The organism is Vibrio sp. 10N.237.312.B06, assembly GCF_041464685.1.
GTDB lineage: Bacteria > Pseudomonadota > Gammaproteobacteria > Enterobacterales > Vibrionaceae > Vibrio > Vibrio tasmaniensis_A.
This window is the reverse complement of record NZ_JBFSPI010000014.1, coordinates 20,009-32,273: the sequence shown is the minus strand read 5'-3', so window position 1 is coordinate 32,273 and position 12,265 is coordinate 20,009. Positions and strand designations below refer to the sequence as shown.

At 46.4% G+C, this 12,265-nt stretch carries 9 protein-coding genes; 1 reads left to right on the top strand and 8 read right to left on the bottom strand.

What is annotated here, in order from left to right; all coding sequences use genetic code 11:
* Positions 1-90 precede the first annotated feature (90 nt).
* Positions 91-1,773, top strand: a complete 1,683-nt coding sequence (locus AB6C75_RS05880) for an alkaline phosphatase family protein (protein ID WP_372107283.1) — start codon at positions 91-93, stop codon at positions 1,771-1,773.
* A 196-nt stretch (positions 1,774-1,969) separates the two neighbouring features.
* Here the strand turns inward: AB6C75_RS05880 and AB6C75_RS05875 are convergent, their stop codons facing one another.
* The 8 genes from AB6C75_RS05875 to AB6C75_RS05840 form a co-directional block, all read right to left on the bottom strand.
* Complete coding sequence (locus AB6C75_RS05875; protein ID WP_372107281.1) at positions 1,970-2,875, bottom strand: LysR family transcriptional regulator; 906 nt, start codon at positions 2,873-2,875, stop codon at positions 1,970-1,972.
* A gap of 78 nt (positions 2,876-2,953) precedes the next feature.
* The gene (locus AB6C75_RS05870) at positions 2,954-4,348 is read right to left on the bottom strand and encodes a BatD family protein (protein ID WP_372107279.1); all 1,395 of its coding nucleotides are present in this window, start codon (positions 4,346-4,348) and stop codon (positions 2,954-2,956) included.
* The gene (locus AB6C75_RS05865; RefSeq protein ID WP_372107278.1) at positions 4,345-6,069 is read right to left on the bottom strand and encodes a VWA domain-containing protein; all 1,725 of its coding nucleotides are present in this window, start codon (positions 6,067-6,069) and stop codon (positions 4,345-4,347) included. Before AB6C75_RS05865 ends, AB6C75_RS05870 begins: the two co-directional genes overlap by 4 nt.
* Entirely contained in the window at positions 6,062-7,141 is a 1,080-nt protein-coding gene (locus AB6C75_RS05860; RefSeq protein WP_102249222.1) for a VWA domain-containing protein, read from the bottom strand. The genes AB6C75_RS05865 and AB6C75_RS05860 overlap by 8 nt, the downstream gene beginning before the upstream one ends.
* Positions 7,134-7,676: a DUF4381 domain-containing protein gene (locus AB6C75_RS05855; protein WP_372049057.1), complete on the bottom strand. Its 543-nt coding sequence runs from the start codon at positions 7,674-7,676 to the stop codon at positions 7,134-7,136. Before AB6C75_RS05855 ends, AB6C75_RS05860 begins: the two co-directional genes overlap by 8 nt.
* Complete coding sequence (locus AB6C75_RS05850; RefSeq protein ID WP_372107276.1) at positions 7,677-8,639, bottom strand: DUF58 domain-containing protein; 963 nt, start codon at positions 8,637-8,639, stop codon at positions 7,677-7,679.
* Positions 8,640-8,651: 12 nt separating this feature from the next.
* Positions 8,652-9,635, bottom strand: a complete 984-nt coding sequence (locus tag AB6C75_RS05845) for an AAA family ATPase (protein WP_372049058.1) — start codon at positions 9,633-9,635, stop codon at positions 8,652-8,654.
* 183 nt (positions 9,636-9,818) lie between these two features.
* Complete coding sequence (locus AB6C75_RS05840; protein WP_372107275.1) at positions 9,819-12,218, bottom strand: tetratricopeptide repeat protein; 2,400 nt, start codon at positions 12,216-12,218, stop codon at positions 9,819-9,821.
* Positions 12,219-12,265: the final 47 nt, after the last annotated feature.

The window sequence follows — 12,265 nt, the reverse complement described above, 5'->3', positions numbered from 1 at the left end:
CTTGCACTATACACACATTAGAAATTTGACACACGTTAGAAATCTGACCAAACGTTAGAACTCTGCGGCAACGCTGAATAAGGAACTTCTATGCAATACACCAAGCTTTCAGGACTTACACTCGCGTTACTCTGTGCCTTCCCTGTCTCAGCAGCAGAGAAGCCAAATCTAGTCCTTCAAATCACGGTAGATGGCCTGCGCGCAGATCTTATCGAACGATATAAGCACAACTTCGGTGAAGGTGGTTTCCGGTACTTAATGGATGACGGTACTTACTACACCAACGCGAACTATCAACATAGCAACACGGAAACGATCGTGGGCCATGTGTCGCTTGCAACCGGCGCTCCACCGAGCGTACACGGCATGGTAGGTAACGTTTGGTATGACCGTAGCGAAGAGCGTTTGGTGTATAACGTAGAAGACGGCAACTACAAAATGCTGACCTCTGGTGCGGGTGTCGACAAAGCAACAGAGATAGACCCAACGCAGAAGACAGCACAAGGTGATGGACGCTCTCCAGAGCCAATACTTTCCACCACGTTTGGTGACGAGTTGACGATTTCCAATAGTGGCAAATCAAAAGTGTTCGGTGTATCAGTGAAAGACCGCGGCGCAATCTCATTGGCGGGACACAGTGGTAAAGCCTTCTGGTTCTCCAAAGCGCAATCTGAATTTGTCACCAGCAACTATTACTACGACGAGTATCCAGATTGGGTATCACGTTGGAACGAGAAAGCGATTGCTGCTCAGTACTCGAAACAGAAGTGGGAGCTCTCATTACCACGTGAAAAGTACACGCTTCAAGAGCACGATACCGAACACAAAGTGAAACTCGGTGACTTCCAACGCACCTTTCCTCACCCTTATGGCCCTGCAAGTTACAAGTACTACAGCACAACGCTAACCGTTAGCCCGGCCGGTGACGAGATCACAGAAAACTTTGCAAGCACACTGTTGATGCAAGAGAAGCTAGGCCAAGGTGACGTGACCGATTACCTGTCTGTAAGTTTTTCATCAAACGACTACGTGGTGCACTTATACGGCCCTGAAAGCCTAGAGACAGAAGACAACCTTATCCGACTTGATAAGACGATCGCTAAGCTTCTTAAAACCGTCGATAACCAAGTCGGGCTAAATAATACATTAATTGTGTTGTCTGCCGACCACGGTGTACCTGAATCTTCACCTGCGGCAAATGCGCTTGGCTTCAATCAAGCTCAATACTTCAATAAAGACACACTGCTATCGAGTGGCGTAGAGAAACGGCTAAAAGATGAGTTTGGTTTATCCAAAGACGCAATACGCTTGTACGCACAGCCTTATATTTATCTGAATCACGATTTAATCGCAGAGAAGAAACTTGACCTAGCTAAAGTACAGGAAGCGATCGCCGATGAAATAGCGAAAGTGAAGGGAGTGGCGTTTGCAGTATCAAGCGGCGATATTGCAGCGAACCGAGTGCCTGATACTCATGTAATGCAGCTCATTAAGAACAACTACCACCCTGCTCGTTCTGGCGATGTGTATGTGGTATTTGCTCCACGTAGCTACATTAACGACATGGAAGGCCTTCAAATCGCCTCGACTCATGGCTCGCCATGGAAGTACGATACACATGTCCCTGTCATCTTCGCAGGCTACGACGTTGAAGCTCAGAAAATCTCACGTCCAGTCACGCCATACGACATTGCACCAACGCTTTCGAACAAACTGGGTATCACTCAACCAAGTGGTTCAATTGGAGAAGTGCTGCAAGAAATTACCGAATAATAGACGTCATTGAGGTTTCTTCATTTTAATGTCGAAACCCACACCAAGTAAAAGAGCCACTTATCAATTCAGACTGACTCAGTCAAAACAGATAAGCGGCTCTTTTTGATTGCCTGTTGTTAGGCAATCAACGTATGTCAGTGCTAGGAATAACGGCTATTCGCACAAACATTTTCCATTAAACTCCCTTCAAAGGTTAACTTGATATGTCTTTTGCTGCCGCTTTGATCTTAGCCCGCAACCACTTGTGGCTAGGTTCATTAGTGCGACTCGGGTGCCAAATCATACACATATCGAGGTCTTCCAATTCGAATGGTAGTGGTAGTGTTTTAACCGCGTACTTTTCAGAAAAACAGCGCACCGATGACATAGGTAACACTCCGATGTAATCAGAGCCCTCAATAACTGGCAGCATCTCAACAACACCCGCAGCACGATAGACTATTCTGCGCTTTTCAAGGTCACTGTAGTGTTCAGAACTCAATAAGCTTTTACGTGCATGCCAACGAGATACAACCACATGCTCAACTGATAGGAACTGCTCCATATCGATCGTATCACCAATTGTAGAATGGTCCTTACGGCACACCACCACCAGTTCCTCTTTAGAAATCACCTCATGCTTGAGCATGGTTCTTCCTTTAGGTGTCATATCGATAATAACATCGTGTCTTTGAAGCCTTAAATCAGACTCGTAATCTTCCGTAAATAGAGGGTGAACTTCTAATGCGATACCAGGTGCAACTTGGCTGATTAACTGCATCACTCTTGGCATCATTTCGTAGCTCGCCGCCGAGACGCAGGCAATGGAAAACACGCGCCCTGAAGTTTTGGGGTCGAAATCTCTTGATGCGGATAAGGTAGACGTAAAGTTTTTTAGCGCAGCGGCCATTGCCGGATAGATATCAATAGCGAATGTGGTTGGCTCTACGCCTGATGTGGTTCGGTGAAACAGTGGCTCGTCATAGATATCTCGCAACCGTGCAAGCGCTTTGCTCACAGCAGGTTGGCTTATATCCATGCGATTAGCAGCCCTAGATAAGTTCTGCTCTTCATAGATAGCAACAAATATAGGAATTAAATTGAGTTCGGTGCTTTTCATACAGTTCCATATTAAAGAAGCAGGTCCCCTATAGTAGAGAGCCTGCCGATTTTGTTCGATGCGAATGACTAAAGTTTGCTACTTAGTTCTATCTTTTAAGTCTGGCAAGGCTTTAGGGATTTTCAAGCGGTCGAAAATTGAACGAGAATTGCTTGAGTTTGATGTGTCATTGGGTAAGTTACGTAACCCTCTCCACAAACGAGTAAATACGTTTTTGTCTTCTCGCCCTTGTTGGAGGGATTCACTGTCTTCCACCCAACGTTTTTGTCCATTCAAATTACCAAGTTGCGCTTTACCCAGTTTCGCTTTATTCAGCTCTAGCTGAGAAGTTTGGTTTCGTAATTGACGATAGATAAAGGTTCTCAATGCGGGCCAATTATTTTGCTTAAGCAAACGACGCAATACCAACCAACTTGGTGTTGGTCGATTTTTGTAATAGCGCTTCGCCGTAACGAATAACATGCCACATAAGACCACTGCCAAACCAACGCTTATAAAGACCGACATGTAAGCTTTGATGAAGGATTGGAATGTGTGTTTTGCTTCAAACACTTCGCCTTTTATTACCACGCTCTCAAGACGCTGATTTTTGCTGTCCCACCACTGGAATGTGAACTCCGGTAAGGTAAATTCACCACCTTGCTGAATCACATAAACCGTCTCTTCAATTCTACTGGAACGGTAGTCACCACGTTCTTGTGTGTCATCTAAACGATTAGGTTGCGGGTAAGCTTGATATTGCTGTGTCGATTCATTGGTCAACACATTGGGAAGTAACACCGACAAACTGTCTTTCGCTTTGATCGTCACGGTTCGAGTAACCGCATCACCCACTTTTAAGTCTTCGCTCGAACGTTGCCATTGCTGCTCAACATCCACGTCTGTCGCTGAAAACCAAGGCGATTCATCGCTTAACAAACCAGACGGTAATGAGGCTTCAAACTTAATCGGCTGCGTGTAAAGCGTGCCGCCAACGTTTGAGCCATCAGGTGCTGACACTTGAATACGAACAGGCACTGTAGGAATCACAAACTCGCCAGAAGTCATCGGATAAAGCGTCACTTCCCAACGTTGACGTGACCATGTTGTGCCACCCACTCGCTCTGTGTAGTTCGTCGCGAGTTGGTTGCGCTGCTTAGCAATAACATTCGGGATTTCGATGCTGCCAATTCGCGTACCACCCGTTAGCCAGCGAGGGGTCGCCACCTCAATATTCAGAATCACTTGCTCATTAACGCTGACTTTCGCTGGCGTTATCTTATCGCCTGACTTCGGTTTTTCTCCAACCCAAGCGATCAGTTCAACATCACCACTCTTCTGCAGATCATAGATATCCGTCGCAGAAGCAAGTGTAGGGAAAACAGTGCTAATCAATAGAACCATCGACACAAGCAAGGTCTTGGTTAGTTTAAAGGACTCTGAGCACCCTACCTTTGTTTGAACCATTTCAAGAGCTAAATCATATCGACTCATTGTATTTGCTCCTGTTTTGCCGTCTGTTCTTGTTTTCGCATCTGCTCGATCGAAGGGGCAGGATCTCTTAACTGAATTTGGAATTTGGATTTCAAGAAGAACTTAGGTTCGGCTTCTACACGCTTCAACCACTTGTCGGCAAGTTCTTGGCTGCCCAAAATCTCATTCGCGTTAAGTGTTTCCTTGAGCATCAATTCCGCTACCGTTTCTTCTTCAGCTCCATCACCCGTTCGTGGCTTATCGTCTTCGAGTTCTAAAGACTCTTCAGGGGCATCTGTGGTTCCGGACTGGCTTTCACTGGTGCGATTAACCTCTTCGACAATGCCACTAAGCACAGCAAGGTTGTTCTCCACATCCGTTCTTAGTTCTGGTGACAGACCCTCTTTCTCGCTTAATGACTTCAAAAGATCTCGCGCGGCAAGGTATTCTCGCTGTCTGGCTAACGCACTTGCGGCATTGTATAAACCAAGGTCAGTTTTGGTTTGCAGGAATGCACTGTGAGCTAGCTTAAAATCACGAGCATAGTAGTAAGCCGCGCCTTTTCGCATTGGGTCAGTAAAATGTTTTGCTGCTTCAAGGTATTCCTTCTGGTTCAACAGGCGTTGACCTTGCTGGTCGGGCGTTAACCATAAGTCCCACCACCATTGAGCTGTTTTGTCCCAAGCCGTAACCGACTCCACCACAACTGGTTTCTCAGCGGTTAAGTTGACCGTTTTCGCCAAAGTATCTGGTGAATAGATACTGCCTGAAATCAGCACGCCAACAACACACCACTGAACCAACCATCCTTTTCTGAACCACAACAACATGATGATCGCCATTGGAATGAGCAGACCATAACCCATGTCTTTCCAAGGCATTGAAGACTCACCGTTGAGTTGCATGTTTCTTTCAACCGCGTTGTTGAGCTGTTGGATATCCGAATTATCAACGGTCACTTCGATCAGTCGTCCACCTGTCTTACTCGCTAAGTTACGCAGTGAATCTAGGTCGACAGGGTTATCGCTCACCACATTACTGTTTCCTGCGGCTAGAATGAGCAACTGATATGGGTTGTCGTTAAAGAAGCTCTCGAACGCTCTGATGGTCCTTGGATTTACACCATCCGATACTAACAACACTGACGAACCTAGCTCACCAGACAATTGCTGATTTATGAGTGGCAACGCTTCTTCTGCTGACTTACCTGATACAGGCATGATGTCAGGTGTGATAGCCGCAAGAAACGGTTCGAAAACCTTGCTGTCTTGAGTAACGGGCATCGCGACGTGTGCGCTGCCTGCGTAAACAACTAAGCCCGTATTACCGCCTTTCCGAGCTGCTAATAAGTCTCTAATCTTCTGCTTAGATCGTTCCAAGCGACTCGGTGGTAAGTCTTTAGCGAGCATAGATTCACTGTTATCAAGCACAACCAACATCGACGCTTTGTCTTCACCAAAAGGCGAAGCCTCACGTTGCCATGTTAGGCCAGAACAGATAATGATGGCGATAGTTACAATCACCACCAATAGCTTCAATGGCAGCTGCCTACGCCAGCCTGTTTCACCAATGGTCAATGCATCACGTAAGTGTGCAGGTAGAATGTCTTTCCACGTTGGTTTGGTCTCTTCTCTCCAACGAACCCATAACAGGAAGAACATCGGAATAAAGGCCAACAACCACAAAGGTCGGATAAAATGAAACTGGGTAAAGAACTGTTGCAGAGTGAGAGAATCAGGCATCATCCTCTCCTTTCAATTTTTTAGTTTTAGAAGCCAAAAGCGACCTTCTACGTAAAGTCGCCAGACTAAAGGCAGTCAGATACATCACAACAACAATCGCCATTAAGTAATGGTGCAGCCCCTGTTTAGGGCGATAAGTGGTACTTTCATATAATTGTGGTTCTAGCTCACCAATCTGAGCGTAGGCTTTGGTAAGTTCGTCGCGGTTAAGTGCCTCAAAGGCTTCACCACCGGATTCTTGCGCTACTCGTTTGATGGTTTCCATATCCAACGCCACTTCTCCCACGGTTTGAGGATCACCCATGGCGATAACGTGAATACGAACGCCTTTCGCCTTGGCGACTTTGGCGGCATCGATAGGTTCAACAAAGCTTCCGGTGTCATTACCGTCGGTTAATACGATCACGACTTTCTCTTTCACGTTGGCATCAACACTTGAATCTTGAACGGCAGCACTTTGCTTCTCACTTTGCTCAAACACCTTAATCGCAAGACCAATCGCATCACCTAAGTGCGTGCTTTGCCCTGCCATCGCGACATCGGTTTGATTAAGCAGTTCAAGCCATACATCTTGGTCGGCGGTAAATGGCGTTTGTACAAACGCTGCATCACCAAACAAGATCAAACCGAGTCGGTCCCCTTTTCTGGTTTTCGCGAAATCGGCTAACACCTCTTTGGTCGCATCTAAGCGAGAGATTTTATCCCCTTGTTTAGACGTAAAATCTTGTTCAGCCATTGAGCCAGACAAATCGACAACCACCATCACGTCGCGACCTAATTGTTCACGAACTTGTGGCTCACCAAGAATGGTAGGTTTCGCTAATGCGCAGATCACTAATACCCAGGTAATGATCAGCGTAGTGCGTTGCCACCAGCTTGGTGTTAATTGGCTTGCACCTTCTGATGGAGCCTCGCCAATCGCTTCAACCAACTCACTGAAAAATGGCACCTTGATGGCCATTTGTTTAGTGCGATAAGCAGGTACGGCGAAGTAAACGAGTAAAGGCAAAGGTAGTGCGATAAACCACAGTGGGTGCGCAAATTCAAAGCTGGCAGATAAAACATCAAACATTGTCTTGCCCCTCAACCGTTACCTGTACATTCGGCTTGTGAAGTTTTAGCCACATCATCGCGGTTTGAATTACCTCTAATCGCTGTTCAAAGCTCAGACGCACATTAGGGTCAATTAGGCTTTGCATCCATAATTCCGAAACTTCATCGGCAAAGAACGCATTGCTGTTTTCACTTGTGTTAGCGCTAACAGGCAGATAAGCGTTCAGACGGTTTACATAGGCTTTTCCAAACAGCTTTGCATTGCTGCTGTCTAGGTAACGAAGTACCACTTTGAGGACTTTAAAGGTTCGTTCAGTTGAGTTATTGTCTCTTGCATCCAGTACCATGAGTTCTTGAAGCGCTTCTTTGCGATAACGGTTATTCCACCACCTTAGCGCTAAACGATAAGCCAGATAGACAGCGACCAATAACAGAATGACGCCAAGGATCTTCCAGCCAATAGTTTGCGGCATCCAGCTCACGCTCTCGGGAATGGCGACATCGTGCAGATCGCGAAGGATATAAGTACTTGGAGGCGTATGTTCAACGGCCATCTAACGCCCTCCCACCAGCTTTTGAAGCTGAGAAATATGAGTTCCAGACGTATCTAATTCGATATAAGGGAGGTTTTTCATCGCCATTAATTTAGCAAGGGACTGTTTCTGGAGTGCAGCCTTTTGAGCAAGGCTTTCACTTGCGAGGTTAACCTTAGATTGGCTATCGAGATTAAGTTGAAAGCGACCATCACCCACCACCCAATTTGCGCTTGCGAGATCTTGAGGTAATGATTGTTCCAATGGGTCTGTGACCATTATGGCCAAGATATCGTTGTGTTGCTGTAACTGCTTTAGTCGGTCTAGATGTTGTTCTTGGCAGTCGCGCCAATCGCTAATAAAGATCAAGGTCGACTGCTTTAATCTCCTTCGTTTTATCAGTTCAATCCATTGACTGAACCCGACTCCTTCGCTGTCACTCACACTCACGTCTAAGCTTTGATTTGCTTTAGTAAGGTGCTTTAACTGAGCCAGTAAATCAGACTGTGAACGCTGTGCTTTGGTGTGGAAGAGTTTTTGATGAGAAGCTAAAACAAAGCCAACACGGTCACCATCTTTCAGGACTCGCCATCCACACAATGCCGCGACTTCGGCCGCAACAACCGATTTCATGGTGTTTTGAGAAGCAAAGAACATCGAACTGCGCTGATCGACACAGATCATTACATTTCGGTCTTTCTCTTCGGTATAGCTACGAACATGAGGCTTACCCGTTCGCATCGTTACTTTCCAATCGAGATTACGGATATCATCACCCAATTGGTAATGACGTAATTCCTCAAAATTCAAACCACGACCACGGAACAGGGAATTATGTCGGCCCGACAATACACTGCCCGCCTTTAGATGAGGCAACAGAGAAAACGACTCAGCTTGAGCCTGGATTCGCACTAACCTTGAATAGTCACAGTACAGTCGAGGATCAAGGCCTTGCGGTTTAGGAGCTTGTGTTGGCTTAGCCATGACGCCCCCTAGTTATCCAATCTCAACATTATCAAGCAGTTCTTCAACCACTCTTTGATGGTCAATACCATCGGCCAATGCATCGTAAGACAACGAGAATCGGTGGCCTAATACGGTCGGCAACATGGCACGCACATCGTCCAACGTGACGTGGTCACGCCCTTGCAACCACGCATAAGCGCGAGCGCATTTATCCAATGAAATAGAAGCACGCGGGCTTGAGCCAATCTCAATCCACTTTGATAGGTTTGATTCTGGGTAACGCTCTGGCTTACGAGTCGCCATCACCAAAGCCACAATGTAGTTCTCAACTAAATCGGAAACGGCAATATCTGGAAGTTGGCGGCGAGCTTCAAGTACCAACTCAGGTTCAATATGCTCTGGAGTGACTAATTCCGAACTCGTCTCGCTACCGAGTTCCTCACTGCGCACAAGTCGAATGATGTCGCGTTCAGCTTCATCTTCTGGATAGCCGACCGTCACTTTCATAATGAAACGGTCCATTTGTGCTTCAGGCAGTGGATACGTACCTTCTTGCTCTACTGGGTTTTGAGTGGCTAGCACCATGAATAGATCTGGCAGAATATGAGTTTGACCACCCACCGTAATCGTCCCTTCCGCCATCGCTTCAAGCAGTGCCGCTTGTACCTTCGCGGGCGCACGGTTTACTTCATCGGCCAGAACGATGCTATTGAAAATAGGACCCGGTTGGAAATGCAGCTGAGGCTTGCCATCAAGCTCTTGATACACTTCAGTGCCCGTCACATCGGATGGCAGAAGATCTGGCGTAAACTGAATTCGACCAAAACTGGTGTTCAGTAAATTCGCTAATGACTTCACCGAGCGAGTTTTTGCTGTACCGGGAAGCCCTTCTAAAAGCACATGGCCATTGGTCAATAACCCTATAACGAGAGCACGAACGACGTGACTCTGACCGATAACACTTTTCTCTGTCTCTTCAATCAGTTGGTTTAATGCTTGTTGCGCATGGTTCATAGGTCTTCCCTTTATTCAATCTGGCTGTGTACATCCTACTCACAAGCCCCATAACTATTAGTTATAAGCACCATAAATTATAAGCGCCATAGCCACGTCAATTCTGGCGCTTTATTTCAGCCCAGCTTTCTACTTGCTAATAGCTTTTTACTGACTAACTGCTTTCTATTTGCTAAGTGCTCTCTACTGGATAATTGCTTTCAACTGGTTAACTGCCTCTGGTGGCGCCACTTTGCTCAATGATGAAACACATTGCTCAAACGCTTTAGGTACGCCGGGTTGTTGGTAATTACGCGCTAAGATTTCACACTGGGCATACAGGAGCCGTGGGTTACGGCTAAATTGGTAAGCCTTGTGCAGTGATTTACTTGCCGCAAGCACATCGAATTTCTCCAAAGCCAATCCGTACACATACCAATATTGTGGGTCGGTTTGCGCAGTTTCAGCGGCTTGTTTAAGGTAGTCGGTTGCTTGGTCGTAATCTTTCACACGAAGCAGAGATAATCCTGCGCTGTATGGTAATACACTCGATTTCGGCTGAGCTTGAATGCCTTGCTTCAATGTCGACAGCGCTTTTGCTTCGTTACCTTGCGCTCGATACAAATCAGCCAAGTTGGCATAGCTGTTCTCGAAGTAAGGCTCAATGTCGATAGCACCTAGATAAAACTCAATCGCTTTGTCGTGCTGACCTAAATCTCGGTAAACATTACCTAGGTTCGTACGTCCAAACCCTCTGTCGGCATTAAATTGTTGTATCTCAATGTACTCTTGCAAGGCAGGTTTGATTTGATCTTTCTGTAGAGGGTTCATCTCACCCCAATAACGCACAAGCGCTCCTGCGGTTTCTGAACGAATCGACAATACAGGGTCTTTCAGTAGTGGCTCTAGAATTTGCCAACGGTCAGTGAATGGGAAACCAGACGAGCCTTGCACAACGCCCAAACGGATCATTTCATCATCATGTTTCACCGCTCTTGCTAGCGAGATAAGCGTATTCTTACCCGTATTGCCGCCCAAACGTTCTAAGCTCGATGCACGAATGATATTGCTCAAGCTGGAGTCCTGAGCCGAGTATGCCAACGCATCCTCTGCCCCTCTGTGCCCTATTGAGTCAGCATAAAAGGCAACGGCAAAGTGCTGCTGATTACGATACTTAGAATCTGGGAACCACTCACCGATTTGCTTATCTGCCCACTGGTCGGTTTGGTTTTCATGACAGCTAGTACAAGCGTTCGGCGTTTTAATGTGTTGGCTAATATCAGGACGCGGGATATGCCAACTGTGGTCGCGTCTTGGGTCGACCTCCATGTAAGTCGTCTCGGGCATGTGACAAGTGGTACATTGTGAAGCTTCGGTATTCGCTTCATGGAATGTGTGCTTTTCAGGCGTGTATTCTGATGCAATGTGACATTGGCTACACACCGCTTCTTCGGCAATTTTCAGTTCTGCAGTATGTGGATCGTGACAGTTAGTACATGTGACGCCTTTTTCAGCCATCACTGATTGCAAGAAAGATCCGTAAACGTAATCTTCATCGTAGATTTGACCATCGTTATGGTAAAGCTCAGGAGTAATCAAACTTAGACGATACTCATCAAAGAAAGACCCGTTAACGTGATCTCCAGTTTCATTTAACTGAGTACGTCTGCTGTGGCATTGCGCACAGGTTTGAACCTGATTGGTATGGATGATGTCTTTTGGTTGTAGGGTTGAGTTGCCCTCTTGGTAGATCCATTCTTGCACCGATTTCGACAAGTCGCGATCAAAGCCATAATGCGCGGAGGCTTGAACATCCTTTTCGCCGTTGGCTTTTACTGACTTGTAATTTGCTAGCTGGGCTTGTTTAACGTGCTCGCTTGCAGGGCCATGACAGGCTTCACAACCGACATTAATCTCAGACCAAGTAGTGTTATAGGTATTACTCGCGCTGTCGTAGTTTTTCTCTAGGTTCGTTGAGTGGCAATCGGCACACATGAAGTTCCAGTTTTGACCGCTATTGGTCCAGTAGAATTCATCAGTGTTGGTGGTATCCGGGTAGAGGTTAAACCAGCGTTGACCGCCTTCGCCCTCAGTGCGAGAGTCCCAAGCGAAAGGAATCAACTGTACGCGTCCGTCTTCAAACTCAACCATGTACTGTTGTAGAGGTTCAAAGGCGAAGGTATAGCTGATTTTGTAATCTTTGAATTGGCCATCCGGCCCTTCGATGTTGACCCAAAACTCATCTCCCTTGCGAAAAAAACGGTTGGGCTTTCCTTTATGAGTCACGGTTTGATCGTCGAAGTTGCCCAACACAGATTCATCATCGGCGTGCTTCATCGCCATATCATGATGAGAGCCTTGCCACGCTTCCACTTCTTCGCTGTGACAGTCAACGCATGCTTCAGAACCGACATACGTAGCCTTGGGAGAGCTGGCATCTAAAGTTCCTGAACCAATAAGCGTAGCTTCAGTCGTTGGAGCTTGTTCATTAGCATACACATTGACACTGAGTGTCGACAACATAGGTAAAGACAACATTGCGGATAATACTGCAACTCGCTGGTGTTTCAATCCGTTCACTAGTGAGCACAACCATGCAGACATAACATTCCTTGTTTTTATACATCCTTATGCTTAATAAGGTAGACGTA

Coding starts and splice junctions, on each gene's coding strand:
- AB6C75_RS05880 (WP_372107283.1), top strand. CDS start 91: ATGCAATACACCAAGCTTTCAGGACTTACACTCGCGTTACTCTGTGCC.
- AB6C75_RS05875 (WP_372107281.1), bottom strand. CDS start 2,875: ATGAAAAGCACCGAACTCAATTTAATTCCTATATTTGTTGCTATCTAT.
- AB6C75_RS05870 (WP_372107279.1), bottom strand. CDS start 4,348: ATGAGTCGATATGATTTAGCTCTTGAAATGGTTCAAACAAAGGTAGGG.
- AB6C75_RS05865 (WP_372107278.1), bottom strand. CDS start 6,069: ATGCCTGATTCTCTCACTCTGCAACAGTTCTTTACCCAGTTTCATTTT.
- AB6C75_RS05860 (WP_102249222.1), bottom strand. CDS start 7,141: ATGTTTGATGTTTTATCTGCCAGCTTTGAATTTGCGCACCCACTGTGG.
- AB6C75_RS05855 (WP_372049057.1), bottom strand. CDS start 7,676: ATGGCCGTTGAACATACGCCTCCAAGTACTTATATCCTTCGCGATCTG.
- AB6C75_RS05850 (WP_372107276.1), bottom strand. CDS start 8,639: ATGGCTAAGCCAACACAAGCTCCTAAACCGCAAGGCCTTGATCCTCGA.
- AB6C75_RS05845 (WP_372049058.1), bottom strand. CDS start 9,635: ATGAACCATGCGCAACAAGCATTAAACCAACTGATTGAAGAGACAGAG.
- AB6C75_RS05840 (WP_372107275.1), bottom strand. CDS start 12,218: ATGTCTGCATGGTTGTGCTCACTAGTGAACGGATTGAAACACCAGCGA.